This window comes from Azospirillum brasilense (genome assembly GCF_022023855.1).
Taxonomy (GTDB): domain Bacteria; phylum Pseudomonadota; class Alphaproteobacteria; order Azospirillales; family Azospirillaceae; genus Azospirillum; species Azospirillum brasilense_F.
Genome location: NZ_CP059449.1, coordinates 182,587 through 206,907, shown reverse-complemented (window position 1 = coordinate 206,907; position 24,321 = coordinate 182,587). Strand labels below are relative to the sequence as shown.

25 protein-coding genes are annotated in these 24,321 nt (G+C 66.9%); 5 read left to right on the top strand and 20 right to left on the bottom strand.

Annotated features, from left to right (window positions below):
- Position 1: 1 nt before the first annotated feature.
- The 8 genes from nifE to H1Q64_RS00985 form a co-directional block, all read right to left on the bottom strand.
- On the bottom strand, positions 2 to 1,405 hold the full coding sequence (gene nifE / locus H1Q64_RS01020; protein WP_237904028.1) for a nitrogenase iron-molybdenum cofactor biosynthesis protein NifE: 1,404 nt from the start codon (positions 1,403 to 1,405) through the stop codon (positions 2 to 4).
- A 189-nt stretch (positions 1,406 to 1,594) separates the two neighbouring features.
- Positions 1,595 to 3,082, bottom strand: coding sequence for a methyl-accepting chemotaxis protein (locus H1Q64_RS01015; RefSeq protein ID WP_237904027.1), 1,488 nt, complete (start codon positions 3,080 to 3,082; stop codon positions 1,595 to 1,597).
- Between the two features lie 110 nt (positions 3,083 to 3,192).
- Positions 3,193 to 4,731 (bottom strand): NAD(P)/FAD-dependent oxidoreductase, encoded by a 1,539-nt coding sequence (locus H1Q64_RS01010; protein WP_237904026.1) that lies wholly within the window; start codon positions 4,729 to 4,731, stop codon positions 3,193 to 3,195.
- A 138-nt stretch (positions 4,732 to 4,869) separates the two neighbouring features.
- On the bottom strand, positions 4,870 to 5,391 hold the full coding sequence (locus H1Q64_RS01005) for an RrF2 family transcriptional regulator (protein WP_237904025.1): 522 nt from the start codon (positions 5,389 to 5,391) through the stop codon (positions 4,870 to 4,872).
- Between the two features lie 212 nt (positions 5,392 to 5,603).
- Complete coding sequence (gene nifK / locus H1Q64_RS01000; protein ID WP_014239784.1) at positions 5,604 to 7,163, bottom strand: nitrogenase molybdenum-iron protein subunit beta; 1,560 nt, start codon at positions 7,161 to 7,163, stop codon at positions 5,604 to 5,606.
- A gap of 30 nt (positions 7,164 to 7,193) precedes the next feature.
- Positions 7,194 to 8,633 (bottom strand): nitrogenase molybdenum-iron protein alpha chain, encoded by a 1,440-nt coding sequence (nifD, locus tag H1Q64_RS00995; RefSeq protein ID WP_014239785.1) that lies wholly within the window; start codon positions 8,631 to 8,633, stop codon positions 7,194 to 7,196.
- A gap of 141 nt (positions 8,634 to 8,774) precedes the next feature.
- Positions 8,775 to 9,656 carry a nitrogenase iron protein gene (gene nifH / locus H1Q64_RS00990; RefSeq protein ID WP_014239786.1) on the bottom strand — a complete coding sequence of 294 codons (882 nt, stop codon included), beginning with the start codon at positions 9,654 to 9,656 and terminating at the stop codon, positions 8,775 to 8,777.
- Positions 9,657 to 9,926: 270 nt separating this feature from the next.
- Positions 9,927 to 11,264, bottom strand: coding sequence for a hypothetical protein (locus tag H1Q64_RS00985; RefSeq protein WP_237904024.1), 1,338 nt, complete (start codon positions 11,262 to 11,264; stop codon positions 9,927 to 9,929).
- A 256-nt stretch (positions 11,265 to 11,520) separates the two neighbouring features.
- Here H1Q64_RS00985 and H1Q64_RS00980 point away from each other — a divergent pair, with 256 nt between their 5' ends.
- From H1Q64_RS00980 to H1Q64_RS00960, 5 genes are all read left to right on the top strand, one after another.
- Positions 11,521 to 12,408, top strand: coding sequence for an NAD(+)--dinitrogen-reductase ADP-D-ribosyltransferase (locus H1Q64_RS00980; RefSeq protein WP_114860853.1), 888 nt, complete (start codon positions 11,521 to 11,523; stop codon positions 12,406 to 12,408).
- A 27-nt stretch (positions 12,409 to 12,435) separates the two neighbouring features.
- Positions 12,436 to 13,329 (top strand): ADP-ribosyl-[dinitrogen reductase] hydrolase, encoded by an 894-nt coding sequence (draG, locus tag H1Q64_RS00975; RefSeq protein ID WP_237904023.1) that lies wholly within the window; start codon positions 12,436 to 12,438, stop codon positions 13,327 to 13,329.
- Positions 13,330 to 13,337: 8 nt separating this feature from the next.
- Positions 13,338 to 13,766, top strand: a complete 429-nt coding sequence (locus H1Q64_RS00970) for an ArsC/Spx/MgsR family protein (RefSeq protein WP_237904022.1) — start codon at positions 13,338 to 13,340, stop codon at positions 13,764 to 13,766.
- 75 nt (positions 13,767 to 13,841) lie between these two features.
- Positions 13,842 to 14,609 (top strand): class II glutamine amidotransferase, encoded by a 768-nt coding sequence (locus H1Q64_RS00965; RefSeq protein WP_237904021.1) that lies wholly within the window; start codon positions 13,842 to 13,844, stop codon positions 14,607 to 14,609.
- A gap of 149 nt (positions 14,610 to 14,758) precedes the next feature.
- Positions 14,759 to 15,385: an FMN-dependent NADH-azoreductase gene (locus H1Q64_RS00960; protein WP_237904020.1), complete on the top strand. Its 627-nt coding sequence runs from the start codon at positions 14,759 to 14,761 to the stop codon at positions 15,383 to 15,385.
- Positions 15,386 to 15,437: 52 nt separating this feature from the next.
- Here the strand turns inward: H1Q64_RS00960 and H1Q64_RS00955 are convergent, their stop codons facing one another.
- From H1Q64_RS00955 to H1Q64_RS00900, 12 genes are all read right to left on the bottom strand, one after another.
- The gene (locus H1Q64_RS00955) at positions 15,438 to 16,319 is read right to left on the bottom strand and encodes an SIR2 family protein (RefSeq protein ID WP_237904019.1); all 882 of its coding nucleotides are present in this window, start codon (positions 16,317 to 16,319) and stop codon (positions 15,438 to 15,440) included.
- Positions 16,320 to 16,408: 89 nt separating this feature from the next.
- Positions 16,409 to 17,599 (bottom strand): DegT/DnrJ/EryC1/StrS family aminotransferase, encoded by a 1,191-nt coding sequence (locus tag H1Q64_RS00950; protein ID WP_237904018.1) that lies wholly within the window; start codon positions 17,597 to 17,599, stop codon positions 16,409 to 16,411.
- A gap of 14 nt (positions 17,600 to 17,613) precedes the next feature.
- Positions 17,614 to 17,898 (bottom strand): hypothetical protein, encoded by a 285-nt coding sequence (locus H1Q64_RS00945; RefSeq protein WP_237904017.1) that lies wholly within the window; start codon positions 17,896 to 17,898, stop codon positions 17,614 to 17,616.
- Between the two features lie 5 nt (positions 17,899 to 17,903).
- Positions 17,904 to 18,113 (bottom strand): putative nitrogen fixation protein NifT, encoded by a 210-nt coding sequence (gene nifT / locus H1Q64_RS00940; RefSeq protein WP_035672252.1) that lies wholly within the window; start codon positions 18,111 to 18,113, stop codon positions 17,904 to 17,906.
- Between the two features lie 38 nt (positions 18,114 to 18,151).
- Positions 18,152 to 19,303 carry a cysteine desulfurase family protein gene (locus H1Q64_RS00935; protein WP_237904016.1) on the bottom strand — a complete coding sequence of 384 codons (1,152 nt, stop codon included), beginning with the start codon at positions 19,301 to 19,303 and terminating at the stop codon, positions 18,152 to 18,154.
- Between the two features lie 34 nt (positions 19,304 to 19,337).
- Positions 19,338 to 19,649: a nitrogen fixation protein NifZ gene (locus H1Q64_RS00930; RefSeq protein WP_237904015.1), complete on the bottom strand. Its 312-nt coding sequence runs from the start codon at positions 19,647 to 19,649 to the stop codon at positions 19,338 to 19,340.
- Positions 19,650 to 19,672: 23 nt separating this feature from the next.
- Positions 19,673 to 19,969: a nitrogen fixation protein NifZ gene (locus tag H1Q64_RS00925; RefSeq protein ID WP_237904014.1), complete on the bottom strand. Its 297-nt coding sequence runs from the start codon at positions 19,967 to 19,969 to the stop codon at positions 19,673 to 19,675.
- A gap of 24 nt (positions 19,970 to 19,993) precedes the next feature.
- Positions 19,994 to 20,767: a 4Fe4S-binding leucine-rich repeat protein gene (locus H1Q64_RS00920; protein ID WP_237904013.1), complete on the bottom strand. Its 774-nt coding sequence runs from the start codon at positions 20,765 to 20,767 to the stop codon at positions 19,994 to 19,996.
- Positions 20,764 to 21,312, bottom strand: a complete 549-nt coding sequence (locus tag H1Q64_RS00915; protein WP_237904012.1) for a hypothetical protein — start codon at positions 21,310 to 21,312, stop codon at positions 20,764 to 20,766. Before H1Q64_RS00915 ends, H1Q64_RS00920 begins: the two co-directional genes overlap by 4 nt.
- Before the next feature lie 44 nt (positions 21,313 to 21,356).
- Positions 21,357 to 21,548 (bottom strand): 4Fe-4S binding protein, encoded by a 192-nt coding sequence (locus H1Q64_RS00910; protein ID WP_014239802.1) that lies wholly within the window; start codon positions 21,546 to 21,548, stop codon positions 21,357 to 21,359.
- A 77-nt stretch (positions 21,549 to 21,625) separates the two neighbouring features.
- Positions 21,626 to 23,182, bottom strand: coding sequence for a nitrogenase cofactor biosynthesis protein NifB (gene nifB / locus H1Q64_RS00905; RefSeq protein ID WP_237904011.1), 1,557 nt, complete (start codon positions 23,180 to 23,182; stop codon positions 21,626 to 21,628).
- Between the two features lie 209 nt (positions 23,183 to 23,391).
- A complete protein-coding gene (locus tag H1Q64_RS00900; RefSeq protein ID WP_237904010.1) occupies positions 23,392 to 24,282 on the bottom strand; it encodes an adenylate/guanylate cyclase domain-containing protein in 891 nt (296 codons plus the stop codon).
- Positions 24,283 to 24,321 lie beyond the last annotated feature (39 nt).

Here is a 24,321-nt window from a genome sequence, read left to right as displayed (position 1 = left end):
GTTACGCTCCCACCGGCTTGGCATCCGGTCTGGCATCCCAGGGAGCGGCCAGACGCACTTGCCGCCAGATCGGGTTGGACAGGGTCTTGTCGATTTCCTCACACAGGTTGACGATGCCGTCATAGCCCGCGTAGGGGGTGTGGCGTTCCTGGTTCAGGTCGAGCCACGGCACCTTGGCCTTCAGCGCGATGAACTGCGACCGGCCGCCGGACATCATGATGTCGGCCTCGCTGTCGCGCAGCATCCGGTAGATGTCGCGGGGCTTCAGGTCGTCCCACTGGTGGAACTCCTCCCCCTTCATCTTCTTGATGCGCTCCTTGTCCTCCTTGGTGGACTTCTTGGTGGAGGTGCCGACGATGGTCAGCCCGGCGCCTTCCAGCGCGGTGACCATCGACCAGCTCTTCACGCCGCCGGTGAACAGCAGGACGCGCTTGCCGTCGAAGCGCGGTTTGTAAGGCTCCAGGCGCCGCCAGACGCGGCTTTCCTCGCGGGCGATGACACCCTCGGTGCGGTCGATGATGGCCTTGTCGGCGCCGCGCTCCACCAGCATGCGGGCCATGGTGCGCAGCGTGTCCGACATGTCCGACACGCCGTAGAAGGAGCCTTCGAAATAGGGGATGCCCCAGCGCTCCTGCATCTTGCGCCCGACATTCACCAGCGCCTGCGAGCAGACCACCATGGTCAGCCGCGCCCGGTGGGCCTGCGCCACCTCGTTGTAGCGCCCGTCGCCGGAGATGCAGGACAGGATGCGGATGCCGATCTCGTCGAGCAGCGGCTTCACCAGCCACAGCTCACCGGCCAGATTGTATTCGCCGACGATGCAGATGTCGGTCGGGGTCGTGACCTCCGGCTCCACGGTGCCGATGACGTGGTCGAGCAGAGTCTCGCCGGCCAGCTTGTTGCCCAGGTTCTTCGACCCGACGAAGCCCGGCGCCATCACCGGGATCACCGGTTTGCCCAGCTTCTTTGCTGCGAACTTGCAGACCGCCTCGATGTCATCGCCGATCATGGCGGGAACGCAGGTCTGGTAGACGAAGACCGCCGGCGGATCGTACTGCTGCACGATCTCCTTGATCGCCTTGTAGAGCTTCTTCTCGCCGCCGTGGATGATGTCGAGTTCCGACATGTCCGTGGTGAAGCCGGTGCGGTAGAGCTGCGAGCCCGACGATTTGGTGCCGCGATTGTCCCAGGAATTGCCGAGGCAGGCGATCGGCCCGTGCACAAGGTGGGCGGCGTCAGCGATCGGCTGGAGCGCGATCATCGCGCCGTCATAGGCGCAGCCTCCGGCGGCGGCTCCCGGCTTCAGAGCCTTGGAGCAACCCTTCTTCCGCTCCTTCTCCGACTTGGCTTGGTTGGTGGAGCAACCCGGCTCGTTGAAGACGTCCTGGAGCTTTTCCTGGAGCATGACCTTCTCCCGCCATTGGCCGACATCGGCGCCTGTGGATCAGTCATATGCAGGAGGTGTGCCAGACGGCGAATTGTTTATATTCAATAATTTAGTGTGAGTGGCCTCGTGTGCGATACCCGACAATCGCGGACTTTGTCGGGTATCGCACAGCCCGGGGCGATGGCCGGCCGCGCATGGCGCGTGCCTTCAACGGGCCAGCACCTTGGCGGCTTCCTTGGTCTCCGAGACCGCCGAGGCGATCTGGGTGATCGCGGAGTTGATGGCGCCGATGTTGTGGTCGACGGCGCTGACCGAGGCCGACGCGTTCTGCATGTTGGTGGACATGTCGCCGGTCACCGCGCTCTGCTCCTCCACCGCCCCGGCGGAGACGGTGACGAATTCCATCAGGTTGCTGGTGGCCTGACGGATGTTGCCCAGCGACGCGACCACGTCGGACGAGACGGCCTGCATGCCTTCGATCTCCTTGGAGATCTGGGCGGTCGCGTTGGCCGACTGGTTGGCAAGATTCTTGACCTCGTTGGCGACGACCGCGAAGCCACGCCCGGCCTCGCCAGCCCGCGCCGCCTCGATGGTGGCGTTGAGCGCCAGCAGGTTGATCTGGCTGGCGATCGAGCTGATCAGATCGACGATGCCGCCCATCGCCTTGGCGACCTCCGTCAGCCGCGCCGCCGCCCGGTCGGCGTTCCCCGTCTCGTCCATCGCCGTGCTCGCCGCCTGACGGGAGCGGATCATGCTGTCGGCGATCTCCCGGGCCGACGCGGCGAGTTCCTCGGCGCTGGCGGCGACGGTCTGGACGGTGCCCTGGGTCGCGCCCGACCGCCGGGCGGCGTCCTCGGCCTGCCGGCCGGCGGCGGAGAGCGCGGTATCGATCTCGGTGAAGTTATTGTCGATCAGGGACTTCAACTGGTCCAGAAGTTCGACCTGCTGGGTGATGTCGGTGGCGAACTTGACGATCTTGGACAGCCGGTTGCTGGTGTCGAACACCGGGTTGTAGGAAGCCTGAATCCACACCACGCGGCCGCCCTTGCCGATCCGCTTGTACTGGGCGGCCTGGAAACGGCCCTGCCGCAGGCTCTCCCAGAAGGCCCGGTAGTCCGCGCTACCGTGCTCCGCCGGATCGACGAAGGTGCTGTGATGGCGCCCTTCGATCTCTCGCAGCGTGTAGCCGAGCAGGGACAGGAAATTCTCGTTGGCGGTGATGACGGTGCCGTCGGGGGTGAATTCAATCACCGCCTGGGACTTGGAGATGGCCTCCGCCTTGCCGCGCAGATCAATGTGTTCCAGATGGCGTTCGGTGACGTCGGTGCAGACCTTGACCACCTTGTGGGTAACGCCCTGGCGGTTCTTGATCGGGTTGTAGGAGGCTTCGATCCAGACTTCCCGCCCGCCCTTGCCGATGCGTTTGTAGAGGGAGGACTGGAACTCACCGCGACGCAGACACTCCCAGAAATTCTTGTAATCCAGGCTGTCATGAAGGTTCGGGTCGACGAATATCCGGTGATGCTTCCCTTTGATCTCCTCAAGGCTGTATCCCATGCATCGGAGAAATTGATCATTTGCCGACAATATGTTGCCAAATGTGTCAAATGTGATCACGCCATTAGATTTATCTAATGCACTAGTTATTTCCGTCGCTTCCGTGTCGGCCGACCTTAGAAAGGTTTTAAAGGGCATGTTGATTGTCCTTATGGCGCAAAAAGGGAATGCTGGATTTGAGGTTATCGGCAATTTATATAAAAACAATTAATTGGCATTTATGCTGCGCTGTAGAGTGCCGTGTCGTTTCAGAAGTGACTGTATTCGTTAAGATGCGCCTTTTCCCGACAGGTAATCGGACACAATTTTTTGTTGATGTTGTGGATATTTTCTCGGTGGTGCGCGCTCTTGGCTTGAAGATCAAGGCGGTTGCGTTGCTCAACCGTTAAGGGACGCGACTTCCTGCGCGCTGGTGGAGACGGTCCGATATTCCGATCGTTTCTCCATGGAAAGCTGTGAAGGGGGACGGGGGTGGAGAGTTGTCTGGCCCTCGATGCGTGGCCATTCCACCGGAAGTAATGCACGTGCGGAGCTGCGTTCCTGCGATGGCGGGGAGCGCGGCTCCGCAGGGCCATCGTCAGGGAACGATCACATAGTCGGGGTTGGCGACGGCGAAGACCGCTTCGCGGTCCGGCTGGGGCGGGTAGATCCATTTGGTGTTGATCTCGCGCTTCACCGCCTTGCCCTCGTCGCGGGTCAGCCGGACCTGCCGGTCCCAGCCTTCGGTGAAGAGCGCCCCCCCACGGGCCGAGGTCGAGGCAGGTCACGTATTTGGGTTGGCTGTAGGGGTGGGTGGGCAGGCCGACCAGTTCCGCCGCGGCGTTGTGGCCGGCGACGCGGCCCAGGCTCAAGGCGTGCTGGCAGGACATCGCGGCGACGTTGCCAAGGTCGTCGGTGGCGGCCCGCGCCACGTCCCCGGTGACGAAGATCCCGTCGTTGCCGACCGCCCGCAGGAACGGATCGGCGGGAACGCGGCCGAACCGGTCATGCCCGTCGCTGATCTGCGCGGCCAGCGGGTTGGCGCGGGCGCCGGCCGTCCAGACGACGGTGGCGGCGGCGATGCGCTCGCCGGTGGCGGTGGTCACGCCGTCGGCGTCGATGGCGGCGACCGCCGTGCCGGCGACGATCTCCACGCCGCATTCGGCCAGCGCCTGCTCGATGACGGGGCGCGGCACCGGGCCGAGGTCGGGGCCGATGGCCGGCGCCTGTTCAACCACCACGACGCGGACCTTGGCGTCCGCGCCCAGGATGGCGCGCAGCCGGTCCGGCATCTCCGCCGCCGTCTCGATGCCGGTGAAGCCGCCGCCGGCCACCACCACGGTGTTGCGCGCCGCCGTCTCCGGCTGGGCGGCCAGGGCCTTCAGATGGGCATCGAGGGCGTGTGCGCTGTCGAGTTGGTCGACGTTGAAGGCGTGCTCGGCGAGGCCGGGAATGGGCGGGGTGAACAGGCGGCTGCCGGCGGCCAGCACGAAGCGGTTGTAGGGCAGGGTGAACCGGGCGCCGTCGGTGCCAGCGACGTCCACCGCGCGGCGGCCGGCGTGGATCGTTGTCACGACGCCGGGAACGTGACGGACGCCCACCGCTTCGAACAGCGCGGCGAGGTCCGGCGCCATGCCTTCCAGCACCGCTTCGTAGAGGCGGGGGCGGATGTGGAGCTGAGGGGCCGGCGAGACGACGGTGATCGCGACGTCGCCGTCGCGGCCGGCCAGCGCCACGGCGCGGGCGGCGGACAGGGCGGCCCACAATCCGGCGAAACCGGAACCGGCGATGACGATTTGTTGGGTCATTACTCTGTGTCCCTCTGAAAGCCGGACAGGAGGGAGCGTTCTGGCGCGCGGCAGCCATCCCGTCCGTCCGGCGGAGGTCCGGGAGGTGTTTCAGGGCATCGGGTGAGGCGTGGTGGTCGGGCCGGCTACGGTGGCCAGCTACGGTGTATGCCGTGTCCGTGATGCGGCGCGGGTGCCGAGGCGCGCGTCGATCCAGGTCTGGACGTCGCCTTGGAACTCCGGCGGGGCCTTGCGCCCGAAGGTCTCGCCGACGCTGGCCAGCGTCTCCTTGGCCAGCGTGTCGCGCATCGCCTTCTCGGCCTTCAGCATCACGGCGTGGATTGCGCAGACGCCGGAGGTCGCCCAATCCGGCGGTCTGTCGTCGAAGATCGCGCAGCGGCCGCGGATCTCCTGGCACTCGAACAGCGGCTTCTCGCCCTCGATGGCGTCGACGATGACGAGGAAGTTGATGTCTTCCCGCGCCTTGGCGAGGCGGTAACCGCCGCGCACCCCTTCGCTGGCCGTGACGATCCCCGCCTTCTCCAGCTTCGGAAAGATCTTGGCGAGGAAAGAGGGGGAGATTCCCTGCAACTCCGCCAGATCCCGGCTGCTCAACGGCGTGTCGCCGGCGGCGACCAGCCAGTGGATGCCGTACTCGACGCTTGCGGTGAGTTGTGCCATGGCGCGGCCCGTCCAACGGTCTCGACAACACAGACCATATCAGTCCGCGTTATCGGGCGCAAGCCGAAAAACGCGGATAAAAGTTGTCTGCGTTTAAGGGCGGGCCGCTGGGCCGGAAAAGGAAAAGCCGGAGCCCACCTCGTGGGTGGACTCCGGCTCTCCGGGGAAGCGGCCGGGCGGGGGGATGGAGACCCCGCGCCGGCCGGGGGAGGTCAGCGCACCAGATCGAACGAGTAGTCGGTCTCGCCGACGATGTTCGTGTTGGCGTCCATATCCTCGAAGATCCGATCCAGGATGCGCACCAGCACGTTCAGAGCGCCCTGGTAGCCCCAGGTCGGGTAACGGTGATGGTGGTGGCGGTCGAAGATCGGGTAGGTCAGGCGGATGAGCGGGATCTTGGTGTCGCGCTCCAGATACTTGCCGTAGCTGTTGCCGATGATGTAGTCGACCTTGTCGGTGAACAGCAGCGAGCGCAGGTGCCAGAGGTCCTTGCCGCCGTAGGCCTTGCCGGACTTGCCGAACGGCGAGGCGTCGAGCACCTTCTGAACCTGCTTCTCCCACTTCTTCGAGCCGGAAGTGGACAGGATGTGCACCGGCTCGGCGCCCAGCTCCATCAGGAACTTCGACATGCCCAGGCAGAAGTCCGGGTCGCCGTACACGGCGAAGCGCTTGCCGTGCAGGTGGGTGTGGCTGTCGGCGATGGCGTCGACGAGACGGCCGCGCTCCAGCTTCAGCTCCGCCGGGACCGGCTTGCCGGACAGCTCGGCCAGCTTCAGCAGAAGCTCGTCGGTGCCGGTGACGCCCATCGGGTAGTTGTACTTGGCGACCTGCTGGCCCTTCTCCTTGATGAACTGCAGGGACTGCGGGGTGCAGTATTCCTGCATGGAGATGGTGGCCTTGGCGTGCACGGCCTCCTTCGTGGCCTCCAGCGGGGTGCCGCCGTCATACATGCGGTACTCGCCGTCGGCCGGGGTGTCGAAGTTGTCCGACACGTCCGACAGGATCGTCAGGTCGATGCCGAACAGGCCGGCGATGCGCTTCAGCTCGCGGTTGTTGCCGACCGCGAAGCCGTCAAAGCCCGGGATCAGGTTGATCTTCTCGTTCTTCGGGGTGTCGAAGTTCTCCGACGTGCCCCAGAAGTGGGTCAGAACGCCCTTGATCATGTTGTCGTAGCCAACGATGTGGCTGCCGACGAAGGCCGGGGTGTGGGCGAAGGGAACCGGGAAATCCGCCGGGACGCTTTCCTTGTTCTTCGCGTTGTTGATGAAGCCGGAGAGGTCGTCGCCGATGACTTCGGCCATGCAGGTGGTCAGCACGGCGATCATCTTCGGCTTGTACAGCGCGTAGGCGTTGGCCAGGCCGTCGATCATGTTGTTCAGGCCGCCGAACACCGCCGCGTCTTCCGTCATCGACGAGGAGACCGCGGAGTTCGGCTCCTTGAAGTGGCGGGTGAGGTGCGTGCGGTAGTAGGCGACACAGCCCTGCGAACCATGGACGAAGGGCAGGGTGCCCTCGAAGCCCTGGGCCGCGAACATCGCGCCAATCGGCTGGCAGGCTTTCGTCGGGTTGATGACGACCGCCTCACGGGCGAAGTTCTTTTCCTTGTACTCTTCCGTCTTGGTCCACGCGGAAACCCGGGCGACCTCTTCGTCGGAGTGGCCGTACTCGAACTCCGTCTTCTTGCGCTCGAACAGCTCCTTGTATTCGGGCTGACGGAAGAGCGTGAAGTGGTCGATGACCTTGTCGGCGCTCTGGGAAACGGGGTGGGACATGCTCATTACTCCTATCTTCCAGAGGCCGCTTTAGAACGGAGCCTTCATGATGCCCCAGACGGGGTTGTTGATGGCCAGATCCATGTCGCGGGCGAAGATCGCGAAGCCGTCGTAGCCGTGATACGGACCCGAGTAATCCCAGGAGTGCATCTGGCGGAAGGGCAGGCCCATCTTCTGGAAGACGTACTTTTCCTTGATGCCCGAGGCGACGAGGTCCGGACGCATCACCTCGACGAACTTCTCCAGTTCGAAGGCGGTGACGTCGTCGTAGATCAGCGTGCCTTCCTTCACGTAGTGCTGGGTGCGCTGATAGTCGTCGTTGTGGGCGAACTCGTAACCCGTGCCGACGATCTCCATGCCCAGGTCATGGTAGGCGTCGACCACGTGGCGCGGACGCAGGCCGCCGACGTAGATCATCACCTTCTTGCCTTCGAGGCGCGGCTTGAACTTGGCGATGACGGCGTCGACCATCGGCTGGTACTTGGCGATGACCTTCTCCGCGTTCTCCTTGATGGTGTCATCGAAGAGAGCGGCGATCTTGCGCAGGGACTCGGCGATCTGCGACGGGCCGAAGAAGTTGTACTCCATCCACGGAATACCGAACTTCTCTTCCATGTGGCGCGCGATGTAGTTCATCGAGCGGTAGCAGTGGATGAGGTTCACCTTCGCCTTCGGCGTGTTCTCCAGCTCGGCGAGCGTGCCGTCACCCGACCACTGGGCGATCACGCGCAGGCCGATCTCCTCCAGCAGGATGCGGCTGGCCCAGGCGTCACCACCGATGTTGTAGTCACCGATGATGGTGACGTCGTACGGGGTGGAGACGAAGCCTTCCTTCGGCTCGGTCTTCTCGAAGATCCAGTCGCGGATGACGTCGTTGGCGATGTGGTGGCCCAGCGACTGGGAGACGCCGCGGAAGCCTTCGCAACGGACCGGAACGACCGGCTTGCCCAGCTCCTCGGACTTGGCGCGGGCGACCGCCTCGATGTCGTCGCCGATCAGGCCGATCGGGCACTCGGACTGGATGGAGATGCCGTTGACGAGCGGGAACAGCTCGTTGATCTCCTCGATCACCTTGTGCAGCTTCTTGTCGCCGCCGAAGACGATGTCCTTCTCCTGGAAGTCGGAGGTGAAGTGCATCGTGCCCCAGCTGTCCACGCCGGTGTCGCCGACATAGTAGTTGCGGCGGCCGGACCAGGAGTAGTAGCCGCAGCCGACCGGGCCGTGGGAGATGTGGATCATGTCCTTGATCGGACCCCACACCACGCCCTTGGAACCGGCGTAGGCGCAACCACGGATGGTCATCACACCGGGGATCGACTTGATGTTCGACTTGACGCCGCAGTCCTTGGCCTCGGCCTCCAGCACGTTCAGGTGCTTGGCGCGGCGCTTGCGGGACTTCTCGGGATACGCTTCGAGAACCTTGTCGACGAGACCCTTGACGTCGACGCCTTCGTTCACGGACAGGCTCATGGTGCCAGTCTCCTGCATGCTCTCATTGTCCGCGCCACTTCAGCGCGGGACCGAGCCCCCTCTCTCCCACCCCGCGCACAAAGGCGGGGTGGGCTGGGGAGGGGGCCAGTTCAGACCTGTGTCCCGTCAGGGATCCAGGTGTCAGGCCTTGGCGGCTTCCTTGGCCTGGAGCTCGGCGAGCTGCTGCTCCTCCGACTTCATGATGCCGAAGTCCATCAGCATCTCTTCCAGCTCTTCCATCGTGATCGGGGTCGGGATGGTGCCCTTGCCCTTGTTCGCGTGGACCTTGTTGGCGAGCTGGCGGTATTCCTGGGCCTGCTGGCTGTCCGGCGCGTACTCGATCACGGTCATGCGGCGCAGCTCGGCGTGCTGCACGATGTTGTCGCGCGGCACGAAGTGGATGAGCTGGGTGCCGAGGCGGGCGGCCAGGGCCGAGGCGAGGTCGATTTCCTTGTCGGTCTGGCGCTCGTTGCAGATCAGGCCGCCGAGGCGCACGCCGCCGCTGTGGGCGTACTTCAGGATGCCCTTGGCGATGTTGTTGGCGGCGTAGAGCGCCATCATCTCACCGGACATCACGATGTAGATTTCCTGGGCCTTGTTCTCGCGGATCGGCATGGCGAAGCCGCCGCACACCACGTCGCCCAGCACGTCGTAGGAGACGTAGTCGACGTCGTCGTAGGCGCCGTTCTCTTCCAGGAAGTTGATCGAGGTGATCACGCCGCGGCCGGCGCAGCCGACCCCCGGCTCCGGACCGCCGGACTCGACGCACTTGATGCCCTTGTAACCGATCTTGAGAACGTCCTCGAGCTCCAGATCCTCGACCGAGCCGGCTTCGGCGGCGAGGTGCAGCACGGTGTCCTGCGCCTTGGCGTGCAGGATCAGGCGGGTCGAGTCGGCCTTCGGATCGCAGCCGACGATCAGGATCTTCTGATCCAGCTCGACCAGCGCGGCCAGGGTGTTCTGGGAGGTGGTGGACTTGCCGATACCGCCCTTACCGTAGAACGCAATCTGGCGCAAAGACATGGGAGGTTACTCCTTTGCTTGGGTCTACAGGGTGTCTTCAATTCCGGGGCGGCCTGCCCGGCGGCCGCTTCGACCCCTTCTCTGCATCCCTCGTGCCAGTTTGCGGAAAATTTTTAAGTCATTGAAAATGAACAAAAAATTAGATTGCGGACGAGCGCGGTCCGCTTTGTCGGGCCTGTGACATACCCGACAAAGCCCGACATTTTGTCGGGTCTCTCGCAATGAAAAGGATGAGATGGGTGGATGTCGCCTGAACGGCGCCTTCGCGGCTCAGGTGGCGGCGTGGTTCAGCGCGTCGCGGGCGACGACGAGGCGCAGGGCCAGCGCCTCCAACTCGTCGCCGTCCTGGCCCATGTCATAGAGAAGCTGGGCCAGCGACTGGCCGCGGGCGAGCAGACGGCGCGCCTTGGCCGGGTCGGCGGGGCGGGCCAGCAGGATGCCGACGAGACGCTCCCCGGCGATGCCGGCCAGCGCGCGGCTGCGTTCGGCCAGACGGCGCTCCAGCGTGTCGAGCACCGCCGGACGTCCGGCATGGTCGAGATCCGTGCAGAACTGGTGCAGGGAACGGAGCTGGCGCAGCAGCGCCTCGAACAGCAGCTCGTCGAGGTCGCCGCCGTTGGCCGCCTTTCCGACAAGATCGAACAGTGTGTCGGAAAGCCGCCACGCCGCCGACAGGCAGTCGTTCATCGCCTTGCGGTCGGCGGGCTCGACGAAGGCGTTGGCCTCCTCGCGGTGCTCTTCCTGGTCGTCGAGGTTCCGCATCGCGACGACGAGCAGCCCGTCCACCGAGGCCAGCGTGGCGAGGCTGGCGTGCAGCGCCTTGATGCCGCGGTCGGCGCCGAAGCCGTCCATGGCCTCCGCCGCCCGGCGCAGGGCGTGGCGGGTGAGACGGCGCGACTGATAGACGACGTCGCGCAGCGCGACGGTGGCGCCCAGCGTCTCCAGCATCAGCCGCCGCGCCTCGAAGCGCAGCAGGGCGTGGGCGAGGCTGTCCATGGCGCCGGCGGTGGCGCCCCCCGCGACGCCGGCCGGATCGTCTTCCGCGGTTGCGACGGGCGCTTCGCCGCGGACCAGCCGGTCGGCGTCGGCGCGGGCGTCCGCCTCGATGGCCGACACCACCGACAGCACCGCGCCGCGCCCGGCGCCGCGCAGCAGGGCGACCAGGGCGCGCAGGGCGGTGGCCACCTCCAGCGCGCCGGGCAGCCCATCCTCGGCGGTGCCCTTGTTGTGGACGACGCGGTCGATCAGATGGTCGCGCAGGCGGGGCAGCAGGACGTCCAGGATGATCGGCGCGGTGGGGCGCAGCAGCGCCTCCAGCAGGCGACCCTGCGGTTGGCCGAGCATGGCGGCCAGCGGGTTGACCGGTTTCGGCACCAGACGCGGGCGGTGGGGCTCCAGCAGGGCCAGCACCTCATCGCCGCGCAGCGGGGTGATGGTGCCGCGCAGCAGCCGGGTGAGCGTCACGGCGTCGCGGGCTTCCCTGGCGCCGCGCAGCGGAACCGGCGCCCGTCCCGAGCGCATCGGCATCTTTTCCGAGACGACGGAAGGAAGAAGAACGCGCGGGGGCTGTGCCGCCCGGTTGCGCGTCTCCTGTTCCTTACGCTTCATCGGCCACATGGCCTTGCCTCGTCTTGCGGTGCACTGAATCCTGTCCGAAGAACTATGGTGTCGTCTCATCATCCGTTCAAACGGATATTTTTAAGATATTTGGAGTAAGCCAAAAGTTGTTTCGGCTGTTTAATTGAATTGTTTTCGAATTCGAAATGTATTGCGGGCTGCGCGACGTCGCCCTGCGGTGACGCGGACCCTTGGCGGACGCGCCGGTTCGCGGTATCCATGAAAGAATTGTGGATTTGAGAGTGCGATGGCGGACGGTTCGGCGAGCGGTGGGTTGCGGGATGCGCGGGGGCGGCTGATCGATCCGGATTCGCCGCTGGCGCTGAAGGCGCATCGCACCAACTTGCTGAACGTGACGGCGGAAGCGCTGTGCGCGGAGTCCTTCAACGACGAGCCGCGGCGCCTGCGCATCGGCGGCACGCGCAGCGAACACGCCGTGCTGTTCGAGGCGCTCGACGAGAGCCCGAACAGCCTGATCGCCGCCGACATCTTCCAGCACTACATGGCCTTCACCTTCGGGCTGAACCCGGACTTTTCCGGCGCCGAGGGCACGGACGGACGGCGGCGCTACCGCGCCAGCTACCTGCGCCTGCTGAAGGGGTGGCTGTTCGACAGCAACAACGCCGAGGGGGCTGTGCTGAAAGGCTGGGTGGAGAGCCGCTTCGGTCTGCTGCCCACCTATCACAAGGAGCCGATCCTGCGCTTCGCCTCCGACGCGTGGCGGACCTACGGCGAGGAGAAGGTCGCCACCCGCTTCCACAACAACAACATCAACCTGCAGCTCGACCTGCTGTACGAATATTGCCAGTGGTGGATGCGCCGCGGCTGGCCGGACGCGCCGATGCCGTCCCGCGCCAGCCACATCCGGCTCTACCGCGGCGTCAACGATTTCGAGGAGCACCACATCGTCGCGCGCCCCGACAAGCGCACGGCGGTCCTGCGCCTCAACAACCTCAGCTCCTTTTCCATCGAGCGCGACATCGCCGGCCAGTTCGGGGACTACATCCTCGAAACCTGGGTGCCGCTCACCAAGGTGGTCTTCTTCCGCGACATCCTGCCCCGTTACCCCTTCAAGGGAGAGGGCGAGTATCTGGTCGTCGGCGGGGACTACAGGGTGGGGGTGTCGCTTCTCTGACAACCGATCACGGGACAGATCCGGCCCATGACTGACCATTCCATCCGCTCACGCGCGCTGGGCGCCTATCTCGGGCTGGCCTGCGGCGACGCGCTGGGCGCCACCGTCGAGTTTCTGACAAAGGGCGAGATTGCCCACCAATACGGCGTGCACAAGCACATCAAGGGCGGCGGCTGGCTGAAGCTGCCCGCCGGGCAGGTGACCGACGACACCGAGATGTCGATCCATCTCGGCCGCGCCATCCTGGCCGCCCCGGAGTGGGACGCCCGCCGCGCGGCGGAGGAGTTCGCCGTCTGGCTGAAGGGCGTTCCCGTCGATGTCGGGGACACGACACGGCGCGGCATCCGCCGCTTCATCATGCACGGCACCCTGTCGGAGCCGGAGAGCGAGTATCACGCCGGCAACGGGGCGGCGATGCGCAACCTGCCGGTCGCCCTGGCGACGCTGGGCGACGACGCGGCCTTCGAGCGCTGGACGGTGGAACAGGCGCACATCACCCATTGCAACGCGATGTCCGACGCGGCGACCCTGACGCTCGGCCACATGGTGCGCCGTCTGGTGCTGGGCGGCAGCGTGCGCGACGTGCGCGACGAATCGAACAAGCTCATCGCGAAGCACCGTCCGTTCAAATTCCAGCCCTACCGGGGCCTGGCCACCGCCTACATCGTCGATACGATGCAGACGGTCATGCATTATTATTTCCAGACCGACTCCGTGGAATCCTGCGTCGTCGAGACCGTCAACCAGGGCGGGGACGCCGACACCACCGGCGCCATCGCCGGCATGCTGGCCGGCGCCACCTACGGGGTGGAGACCATCCCGCCGCGCTGGCTGCGCAAGCTCGACCGCAAAGTCTACGACGAAATCTGCGCCCAGGTGGACGGGCTGCTCGCCCGCTCCCCGGCGCTCAAGCAGGGGTGACCGCGACCATGGCCGACGTGATCTTCTTCGAAAAGCCCGGCTGCGCCGGCAACAACCGCCAGAAGGCCCTGCTGGCGGAGGCCGGGCACACCGTCCACGCCCGCGACCTGCTGTCCGAGCCCTGGACGGCGGACCGCCTGCGCCCCTTCTTCGGCGACCGCCCGGTGGCCGAGTGGTTCAACCGCGCCGCCCCGGCGGTGAAGAGCGGGGAGGTCGATCCGGACGCGTTGGACGAGGCCGCGGCCCTGGCGCTGATGCTGAAAACGCCGCTGCTGATCCGCCGTCCGCTGATGCAGGTGGGCGACCGCTGTGATTGCGGATTCGAGGCGGAGCGGGTGGACGCCTGGATCGGGCTGGCCGCCGGAGCGCCCGAGGGCAAGTTGGAAGGCTGCGCCCGCGCCGGGATGCCGCCCTGCCCACCACCCGCAAAGGGGTGACGGGACAACCCGGACTGTCGTAGGTTTGCCCCCGTCCTGTTTGAAACCCGACATTTCAGCGATGGGGGCCGATCCATGTGCGAACTCCTGGGCATGAGCGCCAACGTGCCCACGGACATCTGCTTCAGCTTTCGCGGCCTGATGCGCCGCGGCGGGCAGACCGGTCCGCACCGCGACGGCTGGGGAATCGCCTTTTACGAAGGGAAGGGCTGCCGCACCTTCCACGACCCGGCGCCGAGCTGCGAGTCGGAGATCGCGCGGCTGGTCAGCAGCTATTCGATCAAGTCCTGCGTGGTGATCTCCCACATCCGCCGCGCCAACCGCGGCCGGGTGTCGCTGGAGAACACCCACCCCTTCACGCGGGAGCTGTGGGGCCGCGTCTGGACCTTCGCCCACAACGGCCAGCTCAAGGGCATCAAGGAACGGACGCTGACCTTCTACGAACCAGTCGGGACGACGGACAGCGAGCACGCCTTCTGCTGGCTGCTCGACCAGATCCGCATGCAGTATCCGGAGCCGCCCAAGAGCAGCGGCGCCCTGATGCGGTTGATCCGCGACCTCGCCACCGACCTCGGCACGCTGGGCGTCTTCAACATGCTGCTCAGCGACGGGCGGTACCTGTGGTGCCATTGCGCGACCAACCTCGCCTGGCTCACCCGCAAGGCTCCCTTCGGCCCGGCGACGCTGATCGACGAGGACATGAGCGTCGATTTCGCCAAGGAGACGACGCCCGACGACGTGGTGACGGTGGTCGCCACCCGCCCCCTGACCCGTGACGAGAATTGGACCGTCATGAAGAGCGGCGAGATGGTCGTGTTCAAGGGCGGCAATCGGGTGCGCTGACCGAGGATTGTTCCAATCCATGCAACGAAGATTGGCGAAATCGGGGCTCAATCGATTGGCGTAAGCGGGCTTATGGTCACTCCCGAGACAAACCGAAGCGGTGACGGTGCCGGACTGGCGCCCCGCTTCCCGGACAGGAAGACGTGACCATGAAGATCCTTCGCATCGACTCCAGCCCGCTGGGCGACGCCTCCGTTTCGCGCCAGCTCACCGCCTCGATCGTCGCGGCGCTGCGCCAAGCGACGCCGGACGCCGAGGTGTCCGTCCGCGACCTGACCGTCGCTCCGCCGGATCACCTGACCGGCGAGCTGATGCAGGTTGTGAAGTTCCGCAACCTGGAGGGCCTGACCGCCCGCCAGCAGGAGGAGCTGGCCCTGACCGACGCGCTGGTCGATGAGTTCCTGGCCGCCGACGTCGTGGTGATCGGCGCCCCGATGTACAACTTCACGGTCCCGACCCAGCTCAAGGCCTGGATCGACCGCATCGCCCAGGCCGGCCGCACCTTCCGCTACACCGAGACCGGCCCGGTCGGTCTGGCCGGCGGCAAGAAGGTCTACATCGCCTCGACGCGCGGCGGCGTCTACTCGACCAACGCCGCGATGAGCGCGCTGGACCATCAGGAGGCCTTCCTGCGCACGGTGCTGGGCTTCCTGGGCGTCACCGACGTGACGGTGATCCGCGCCGAGGGCGTCGGCATGGGTCCGGACGCCCGCGCCAAGGCGCTGGCCGCTGCCCAGCAGGAGATCGACGCCCTGGCGGTTCCGGTCGCGGCGTAAAGGAACAAGCGACACAAGAATGTCCCCTCTCCCCTCTGGGGAGAGGAGTGTTTTACGTCCCCATTGCGCCGCTGATCCGCCGGACGGCCTCGTCCAGAGGCAGGTCGAGGCGGGTGATGTTCTGCAGCTCCAGGAAGCGCGCCTCGTTCTTCGACAGTTCGCCTTCGATCACCGCCCAGTGCTTGTCCGACGAGCGCTTGGCGATCTGGCGGGCGAAGGTGCGCTGAATTTCCTGATCGAAGCGGCAGCCGAGATAGAGGAAGCTCCGGCCCGCCCGGCGCTCCTGCACGACGGCGGGGATCGGCGTCTGGATGTCGATCTCCGTGAGGATCTCGACAAAGTCGCTGTCGGAAATCAGGTAGTTCCCCGCCGGGGCGGCACTGCCCGACGGCTTGTAGAGCAGGGTCTCCCAGCCCGACGCCGCGCCGGCTTCAACCTCCACGCCGCCGGGCGCGTAGTATTTCACCCATTCGCCGACGCCCTGCGGGTGGGACAGGCCCTGTATCTGGCCCCAACTCCGCCCCGTGTCGGCGGTCAGCAGGCTTTCCAGCGTGTTGTCGTACCAGACATCGACTATCATCGGCGGTGCGGGCAGGGTGGCCAGCCACGCGTGAACCGGCGTGGCCGGGACCTCGCGCTTGAAGATCTCGTTCAGGATGCCGTCCAGCGTCTTGCGGTGGCGGCGCGATTCGATGAATTGGGCGACCGCGGTCAGCTGGCTGCGGATGCGGCCCGGTGCGGCGACCTTGGCGTTCAGCCGCTGCGCCAGTTCCAGCGAGGTGCGCGGGATCGGGCAGTCAGCCTCCGGCAGCAGCGCGAAGGCGCCCGGCCCGAGATAGGGCACCACGCCCCGTGCCTTCAGCGCCGCGGCGATCTCCGCGATGATGGTGTCGGTGTCGGTGTCCGTGCTGTCGATGACGGCGGTGTCGGTCATGCTTAACCCCGTTCGGCTGGCGTTTGCCCCCTCCCTGACCCTCCCCCGCTGGGCGAGGGAGGGGAAAAGCGCTGGGAAGGGGTCGCGTTTCACAAATAGATCGCCGCGCCCGCCCCTGTGTTGACGGTGGCGTCCTTCAGCGTGTCCACGATGAACTGCACCTCGTCGGCGGTGACCTTGTGGTGCAGCGGCAGGGCCAGCACGCGGTCCACCGTTTTCTGGCAGACCGGGCAGTCGGCCCGGCTGGCGCCGCGCTCCTGGTAATATTGCTGGGTGTAGAGCGCCTGCCCGTAGTCGGACGCCTCGACGTCGTGGGTGGACAAATCCTCCAGAACCGCCTTGCGCCCCGACGCGGTGAAGCGGGTGCCGAGATGCACGGCGTAGACCATCGGGTGCACGTCGTCGGCGCCCGGCCCCTTGTAGGGCGGCTTGATGCCCTCGAAACTGGCCATGGCCGCTTCGTAGTGGGCGACCACCTCCCGGCGCTTCGCCAGGATCTCCGGCAGGCGCTTCAGCTGGACGAGGCCCAGCGCGGCGGTCAGGTTGCTCATGCCCGCCTGGAAGGGGATGGTGCGTGTGATGACTACCGTGTTGCGGTGCTCCATCTCGCGGCGGCGCAGGTAGCGGAGCTGATGGGCGAGGTTGCGGTCGTCGGTGACGATCATCCCGCCTTCGCCGGTCACCAGCACGCCGGGTTCGGAAAAGTCGAAGACCGCGCAGTCGCCGAAGCTGCCGACCAGTTTCCCCTTGTAGGAGGACCCGATCGCCTCGGTCGAATCCTCGATCAGGATCAGGCCCTTGTCGGTGGCGAGCGCGCGCAGCTCGTCCCAGTGGGCGGGGTGGCCGTTGACGTTGCCGGCGAGGATGGCCTTGGTGCGCGGCGTGATCTGCGCCTCGGCCTTGGCCGGGTTGATGGTGTGCTGCCAGTAGTCGATGTCGACGAAGACCGGCTCCGCCCCGGCCAGCGCGATGGCGTGCTGCACCTGATGCCAGCCGAAGGGGGAGCAGAGCACCTCGTCCCCCGGCCCGATGCCGTAGGCCTTGAGCACCATCAGCGTGGCGATGGTGCCGCTGGACACCGCGACCGCGTGGGCGCGGCCGAGCCAGGCGGCGAAGGCCTGCTCAAACCCCTCCGTCATCCGCCCGTCGCCGAGGCTGCCGGAGGTGAGGATGCGGCTGATGACCGCCACCTCCGCTTCCGAAATGTCCGGGTCAATCAGCGGGATGTAGTCGCCAAGCTCCGCGTCGTCTTCGGCTGAGTTGTCCGGGGGCATCGTCATTCCGCGATCCTTCTTCAGTCGTCCTCGTCCCGTTGCGCGATCACCACGCCGGTGGCCGTCTCCGGCTTGTTGGTGATGAGCCAGCAATGGTTGGTGCCGTCCACGAGGTAGAGGTTGAAGCCGGGCTCCTCCCGGAAGGCGTCCTCCGCCATCACCGCGGCGTGCGCCCCGGTGACGTTGGACAGGTCCGGGTGCGCCTCGCGCACGGCACGGACCACGGCGTCGAGCCGGGTGCCGTCCGCGAAGAGGCTGCCGGCCAGGGCGGCGATGGCGTCGATCCGTTCCGGGGACAGGGCCATGGCCGTCACTCCGCGCCGCGCTTCTTGGCTTCGACGGTGATGGGCAGGCGGGTGTCCGCCGGCATCTCCGGCAGGTCGAGCGTCCAGCCGTTGGCGACCTTGACCCAGCCGCCCCACAGGCCCGGCTTCTCCATCTCGGTGATGGGCTCCTCCAGGTCCTTCTTGGCGACGTAGATCGTGTACTGCTCACCGGCCTTGCGCACCATCACCTTCATGTCACTCTCCAGTCGTCGTGTTTTTAACTGTCGTTTGGTCAGGCCGCGATCCGCGCGTAGAGCGCGGGAAACTCGTTCAGGACCGATTCCACCTCTTCCGCCGTGCTGTAGCGGCTGAGGGAGAAGCGCAGGCTGGCCGCGGCCTCCGCCGGGCTCAGGCCCATGGCGGTCAGGACGTGGCTCGGCTCGTTGCCGCCGGACGCGCAGGCCGCCCCCATCGAGACGGCGATGCCGGCGCGGTCGAGCCGCATCAGCAGCTCCTCCGCGTCCAGCGGGCGGCCCTGCGGGTCGGCGAAGCGGATGTTGCTGGTGTTGGACAGGCGGGCCGCCCCCTCGCCGTTGATCCGGCTGCCCGGCCAGGCGGCGAGCACGCCGCGCTCCAGCCGGTCGCGCAGGATCGCCATGGCGCCGGCCTCAGCCACCGTGGCGGCGGCGCGGCCGGCGGCGGCGCCGAAGCCGACGATGGCCGGCACATTCTCGGTCCCGCCGCGGCGGTGGCGCTCCTGATGGCCGTGGATCAGCGGGGCGAAGGGGACGCCCTTGCGGATGTAGAGGGCGCCGATGCCCTTCGGGCCGTGCATCTTGTGGGCGGACAAGGTCAGCAGGTCGGCGTTCACCGCGTCGACCTTGATGGACAGCCGGCCGGCGGCCTGCACCGCGTCGGTGTGGAACAGGGCGCCGCGCGCCTGGGCGATGTCGGCGGCGGCGCCGACCGGCTGGATCGCCCCGGTCTCGTTGTTGGCCCACATCACGGAGACCAGAGCCGTGTCGGGCGTCACCGCGTCGCGCAGGTCGGAGAGCGCGATGGTGCCGGTGCCGTCCACCGGCAGGATGGTGATCCGCCAGCCCTGCCGTTCCAGATCCCCCGCCAGCATCAGGGTCGACGGATGCTCGATCGCCGTGGTGACGAGGTGGCGGCGTTCCGGACGCTCCGCCGCGACGGCGCGCAGCGTGCCGAGCAGGGCCGTGTGGTTGGCCTCCGTCGCGCTGGCGGTGAAGAGGATGTCCGCCGCCTTCGCGCCGACCAGCGCCGCCACCTGGGCGCGCGCCTCGCCCACCGCCCGCTTGGCCGCCATGCCGGCTGCGTGCGGGCTGGAGGGGTTGCCGAACTCTCCGAACAGGTGCGGCAGCATCGCCTCCCGCACCTCGGGCGCCAGCGGGGTCGTTGCGTTGTTGTCGAGATAGATCATGGGTCCATCGCAGGCCGTGGCACGGAGGGGGCGGTCAGTCCATCACGCCGGGGACGCCGCGGCGGCGGCCGTCGGCGGGGGCGATCTCCTCCTCCAGGCAGCCGACGACGACGCCGGCCGGGAACTCCACCAGATAGACGGGGATCTGCGTGCCCTCCGCGTGGCCGATGCGCACGATGGTGCCGGGCGTGCCCTTGGGAGCCAGAAGGGCGCCGTCCTCGGCGTTGGGGTGACTGCCGTCGTTGTGGAGGTCCACCGCGGCAATGACCGCCAGACCCCAGTCGTAGAGCGGTTCGCGGGGCGGGATGAAGCCGGGCTTCTTCGCTTCGGTGATGGCGTCGCTCATCGCGTGCTCCTCAGGCGGGAAGGTCATTGCGGGTCGTTGCAGCGGGCGTCGACCAGTTCGAGTTCCTTGGCGCGCATGCCGACGATGATGCGCTTCTCGTAAAAATCGATCCCGTAGATGTAATACATCTGCAGATAGGTGCCGATCGACTTCACATAGCCGATGTCCCCGGTGCGGATCAGGAAGTCGCCCATCGGGCGTCCGGGATAGGTGCCGTCGTTGCGCACGTCGCGAAGCGCGCGGACCTTCTGGCCCTCCTCGAAGGCGGGGCGTTCTTCCAGTTCGATCGTCTCGTTCGGATCGCGGGCGCGCTCGCGCATTCGGTGCTCCTTGGTGCGGGGGCGTCAGTCGGGGATCAGGTCGCCGGTGGCGGGCAGTCCGGCGCGGCGCTTCTGCGCCACGGTGCGGACGTCATCCACCGGGTCCTCGGTCAGCGGGGCGAGGTCTTCGGGCGGCAGGCGGCTGGCGACGACGAAGCGCACGCACCAGTCCGCGTCGCGGATCAGCGCGGCCAGCTTTTCCGGCGGCAGGCGTCGGGCGACGACCATGCGCACGCGGGCGCTGTCGTCCCAGGCCATGCTCATCAGCCATTCCAGACCGATGCGGTTGGCGACCTCCAGCCGGATTTCCGGGTCCTCGTCGTGCATCATCGCCGGCAGCATGCCCTCGGGCACGCGGCGGGCGACGCGCAGGCGCACGGAGTAATCGGGGTCGCGCATCAGCGGCGAGAGGTCGGCGTCCTCCAGTCGGGAGGCGACGGCGATGCGCACCTCGCGGTCGGGGTCGCCGCGCATCTTCAGCAGCAGGCGGCGGGGCAGGCGGCGGGCGACGGCGGCGCGCACCGTCTCGTCCGGATCGTCCATCAGCCGCGGCACGATGAAGATCGGCGCGAAGCGGGCGGCGTTGGCGCGGACCTCGAAATAGGGATGGTCGAGATGCTCGCCGGCCAGATCGTCGTTCCATTGGAAGAAGCGCTGGATGCGCTTGGCGTAGCGGTCGTGCACGCAGGCGCGCAGCGGTTCGCAGCGCCCCTCGGCCAGACGGTCGCGGAAGGCGCAGCCGTCGCAATCGACGGGGTTGCCCAGCCAGTCCAGCGCCTTGTCGATGTCGTCGCTCATGCATCGTCCTCCGGGCCGGCTTCGTCTTGGCCGGCTTCATGGCGGTCCGCGGCGGCGAGCAGGCGGGTGGTTCCGAAGCGGTCCTTCGGGTCCAGGTCCCGGACCTTGTGCAGGGCCTCGCGCCCTTCGGCCAGACGGCCCAGGCGCAGATGCAGGTAGCCGACCGCGGTCAGGGCGAACAGGAACAGGCGCGGGGCCGGCTCCAGACCCGCGAAGTCCGCGTGATCATTGCCGACCATGCGCCAGTCGGTGTGGTTCAGGCCGATGGCCGCCATGGCGTGGCCGAGCATCCGCTCGCCGTAGAGCAGGGCGGTGTCCAGGTTGGCCTTGTAGAAGTGGAACTTGTAATGGCCAAGATCGACCAGCCGGTGCCCCGGCGCCAATTCGGCGGCGCGGGCGAGGTGGCGCTCCGCCGCCTCGGCGTCGGCGTGGCTGGCGGCGGCGAGATGCAGGAACCGCTCCGCCTCGGGGGGCAGGTCGCCGCCGTAGTAACGGCGGTTGAGCCAGCCTTCATCCACCTCGTCCAGCATGGCGGTGCGCTCCATGGACACCCTCTCCCGTGATGGGACGGGAGAGGGGTTTCGGGCGATCAGGCCGGGACGCAGCAGTCGGCCGGGCAGACCGAGGCGCATTGCGGGCTGGAGAACTGGCCCTTGCACTCGGTGCACAGGTCCGCGTTGATGGCGTAGGCGCCCTTCTTGAAGCTGATGGCGTTGTTCGGGCACTCGGCCTCGCAGGCGCCGCAGGCGGTGCAGTCGGAAGCCTTGATCTTGTAAGCCATGACACTCTCCTTGCAGATGGGGCGGCTGTTGCGGTGGGCCGCCGGGTAAGTCCGTAGGGTGATCGGGTGTTCGGACGTCAGGCGCGAAGGGCGGTGAAGGCGCCGGTGCGGATCACCGCGTCCTGCCCCTCGCGGGCGTTGATCGCACCTTGGCCGAGGCGCTCCGCATAGTCCTTGAAGTAGGTCAATGCCGACTCCTCGATGTATTCGAAGGCAAAGCGGTCAACCGGCTCGATGCCCGCGTCCTTAAGGTTCTGCGACGGGCAGCCGCCGATCTTGGCGACGAAGACCGCGGTGCAGTCGTTGATCGCCGACAGCACGCCGCCGAGCGCGTCCTCGTCGCCCGATCCGCCTTCGCAATACTGGTCGACGCGGCGGTGGCCGACGAACTTGGCGCCCTTCGGGCCAACCTCGTAGATCTGGAATTCCTTGGCGTGGCCGAAATGCTCGTTGATGCGCTCGCCGCCCTTGGTGGCGACGGCGATCAGGATCGGCTGCACCTCGGTGCCGACCGTCTCGGCGACGTCGGCCTGTGCTGCGGCCTTGGCGGCGTGGCGACCGGCGCGCTCGCCCTCGACATGCTCGCGGTAGGTGCGGGCGGCCTCCTGGTCGTACTCCACCTCGCCCATCGCCTCGATCTGGTCGATGGTGAATTCGGAGCCGCGGTCCTCGCCGAGCAGGCCGACCGCGTCGGCGCGGCACTGGCGGCAGTGGCGCATCAGCTTGGCCCCGCCTTCGCATTGGTCCTGCAGGACCTTCAGCTCCTGCGCGGTCGGGCCGCGCTGGCCGGTCAGGCCGAAATGCGTGCCGTGCGCCGGGTCGGAGATCAGCGGCATGATGTTGTGCAGGAAGGCGCCGCGCGACTTCACCGCCTTGTTCACGTCCATCAGGTGCTCGTCGTTGATCCCGGGGATCATGACGGAGTTCACCTTCACCAGGATGCCGCGCGACGTCAGCATCTCCAGGCCGAGCATCTGGCGCTCGTGCAGGATCTTGGCGGCGTCCAGGCCGGTCCAGCGCTTGTGGTCGTGGAAGATCCAGGGATAGATGTGCTGCCCGACCTCGGGATCGACCATGTTGATTGTGATCGTGACGTGGTCGATGTTGTAGTTCGCGATGGTGTCCACATGGTCGGGCAGGGCCAGACCGTTGGTGGACAGGCACAGCTTGAGGTCCGGCGCCTTCTTCGCCAGCATTTCGAAGGTCTTGAAGGTGTTCTTGCCGCCCGCCGCCAAGCTGTCGCCGGGGCCGGCGATGCCGATGACGGAGAGCTGCGGGATCTCCTTGGCGACAGCCAGAATCTTGCGGAGCGCCTGATCGGGGGTCAGCTTCTCGGAGACCACGCCCGGCCGGCTCTCGTTGGAGCAGTCGTATTTGCGGTTGCAGTAGTTGCACTGGATGTTGCAGGCCGGCGCCACGGCGACGTGCATGCGGGCGAAATAGTGATGCGCCTCCTCGGAGTAGCAGGGATGGTTCTTCACCTTCTCCCACACCTCCGGCGCCATATCGGCGGGGCCGTCCGACGACCCGCAGGAGGACGACGCGCAGCCGGAAGCGGCGGCGGGCGGCGCCTCGGCGGGGGATTTCAGCTCACCCACGCCCAGGATGCTGTCGAGCGAAATAACGTTGGCCATCGTCCACTCCCTTCCCAGCCGCGCCGTCGGCGCCCTTGGTCGGGTCATTAAAAGCAAGTTCGGGGCCAACCGGGTGAAGTGTGGAGTTTCAGTGGGTTAAGCGGTATTGTCTGGCCTGTGGGACATGTCGGCAATCCGACAAAGGCGGACAAAGCCCAACAATGGCCGACAAACACGCCGCCTGTCGGGGACCCGACATGGGGGCGTCGTCACGCGCTTCCCACTTGGAAGGTCAGGACATGGTCCTCCCCGGGCCGCAGCGGTTCTCCCCCGAACCCGATCAGCCCGCTGCCGGTCAGTTTCGTCGAATCGCGGCGCAGCAGCAGGGAGGGGGACTCCCCTGCGCGGATGAAGGTGCCGTTGGTCGAATGGTCGGTCAGCAGGAAGCTGCCACGGCTGAAGTCGATCACCGCGTGCTGGCGCGAGGTGCGGCGGGAGGGGATGCGCAGGCCGCAGCCCTCGTCACGCCCGACCGTGACGCGCGGCAGCAGGGGAGTCAGCGTCACCTCGGCGTCGCGCCCGAACAGGCGGAGGGACGGCAGGCCGCGCCCATTGCCGGGAACCGATGTGGTCAAGGCGACGGTGGCGTTGTCCTCGGCCTCCGCCGGGGCGTTGCCGTCGCGGATCTGGTGGACGCGGACAGGGGCCGCCTTTCCCTTCACCGCGACGCTGTTCAGAAGGCGGGTCCGCTTGTGCAGCGGCGGGGAGAGGCGGTCGACCAGATCGTCGGTCGCCAGGATCTCGCCGGGGCGGGCGATGGATTCCAGGCGGGCGGCGACGTTGCAGGCGTCGCCGTAGAGGTCGCCGGGGCCGGCGATCACCGGGCCGAAATGCAGCCCGGCGCGCAGGCGAAGCCCGAAATCCGCCTGCCGCTCCATCATGGCGAGCGCGGCGCGGGTGGCGCCGTCGCTCATGGGGAAGCAGGCGAGAAGCCCGTCGCCCAGGCTTTTCACCACCGTGCCGTCGTTCTCCCTGACGATCCGGCGCAGGTCTTCCAGCACCCGCTGGGTCAGCGCCGCCGCCTTACGGTCGCCTGCCAGTTCGTAGAGCAGCGTGCTGTCGGCGATGTCCACGAAGAGGAGCGCAAGGGGCTTTTCCATGAATCTGCGGCAACCGGGGAGAGTGCCGGGAGGTTAACA

Bases quoted from the DNA above. Each gene is read 5' to 3' on its own strand.
- nifE (WP_237904028.1), bottom strand. From the start codon at position 1,405: ATGCTCCAGGAAAAGCTCCAGGACGTCTTCAACGAGCCGGGTTGCTCC.
- H1Q64_RS01015 (WP_237904027.1), bottom strand. From the start codon at position 3,082: ATGCCCTTTAAAACCTTTCTAAGGTCGGCCGACACGGAAGCGACGGAA.
- H1Q64_RS01010 (WP_237904026.1), bottom strand. From the start codon at position 4,731: ATGACCCAACAAATCGTCATCGCCGGTTCCGGTTTCGCCGGATTGTGG.
- H1Q64_RS01005 (WP_237904025.1), bottom strand. From the start codon at position 5,391: ATGGCACAACTCACCGCAAGCGTCGAGTACGGCATCCACTGGCTGGTC.
- nifK (WP_014239784.1), bottom strand. From the start codon at position 7,163: ATGTCCCACCCCGTTTCCCAGAGCGCCGACAAGGTCATCGACCACTTC.
- nifD (WP_014239785.1), bottom strand. From the start codon at position 8,633: ATGAGCCTGTCCGTGAACGAAGGCGTCGACGTCAAGGGTCTCGTCGAC.
- nifH (WP_014239786.1), bottom strand. From the start codon at position 9,656: ATGTCTTTGCGCCAGATTGCGTTCTACGGTAAGGGCGGTATCGGCAAG.
- H1Q64_RS00985 (WP_237904024.1), bottom strand. From the start codon at position 11,264: ATGAAGCGTAAGGAACAGGAGACGCGCAACCGGGCGGCACAGCCCCCG.
- H1Q64_RS00980 (WP_114860853.1), top strand. From the start codon at position 11,521: ATGGCGGACGGTTCGGCGAGCGGTGGGTTGCGGGATGCGCGGGGGCGG.
- draG (WP_237904023.1), top strand. From the start codon at position 12,436: ATGACTGACCATTCCATCCGCTCACGCGCGCTGGGCGCCTATCTCGGG.
- H1Q64_RS00970 (WP_237904022.1), top strand. From the start codon at position 13,338: ATGGCCGACGTGATCTTCTTCGAAAAGCCCGGCTGCGCCGGCAACAAC.
- H1Q64_RS00965 (WP_237904021.1), top strand. From the start codon at position 13,842: ATGTGCGAACTCCTGGGCATGAGCGCCAACGTGCCCACGGACATCTGC.
- H1Q64_RS00960 (WP_237904020.1), top strand. From the start codon at position 14,759: ATGAAGATCCTTCGCATCGACTCCAGCCCGCTGGGCGACGCCTCCGTT.
- H1Q64_RS00955 (WP_237904019.1), bottom strand. From the start codon at position 16,319: ATGACCGACACCGCCGTCATCGACAGCACGGACACCGACACCGACACC.
- H1Q64_RS00950 (WP_237904018.1), bottom strand. From the start codon at position 17,599: ATGACGATGCCCCCGGACAACTCAGCCGAAGACGACGCGGAGCTTGGC.
- H1Q64_RS00945 (WP_237904017.1), bottom strand. From the start codon at position 17,898: ATGGCCCTGTCCCCGGAACGGATCGACGCCATCGCCGCCCTGGCCGGC.
- nifT (WP_035672252.1), bottom strand. From the start codon at position 18,113: ATGAAGGTGATGGTGCGCAAGGCCGGTGAGCAGTACACGATCTACGTC.
- H1Q64_RS00935 (WP_237904016.1), bottom strand. From the start codon at position 19,303: ATGATCTATCTCGACAACAACGCAACGACCCCGCTGGCGCCCGAGGTG.
- H1Q64_RS00930 (WP_237904015.1), bottom strand. From the start codon at position 19,649: ATGAGCGACGCCATCACCGAAGCGAAGAAGCCCGGCTTCATCCCGCCC.
- H1Q64_RS00925 (WP_237904014.1), bottom strand. From the start codon at position 19,969: ATGCGCGAGCGCGCCCGCGATCCGAACGAGACGATCGAACTGGAAGAA.
- H1Q64_RS00920 (WP_237904013.1), bottom strand. From the start codon at position 20,767: ATGAGCGACGACATCGACAAGGCGCTGGACTGGCTGGGCAACCCCGTC.
- H1Q64_RS00915 (WP_237904012.1), bottom strand. From the start codon at position 21,312: ATGGAGCGCACCGCCATGCTGGACGAGGTGGATGAAGGCTGGCTCAAC.
- H1Q64_RS00910 (WP_014239802.1), bottom strand. From the start codon at position 21,548: ATGGCTTACAAGATCAAGGCTTCCGACTGCACCGCCTGCGGCGCCTGC.
- nifB (WP_237904011.1), bottom strand. From the start codon at position 23,182: ATGGCCAACGTTATTTCGCTCGACAGCATCCTGGGCGTGGGTGAGCTG.
- H1Q64_RS00900 (WP_237904010.1), bottom strand. From the start codon at position 24,282: ATGGAAAAGCCCCTTGCGCTCCTCTTCGTGGACATCGCCGACAGCACG.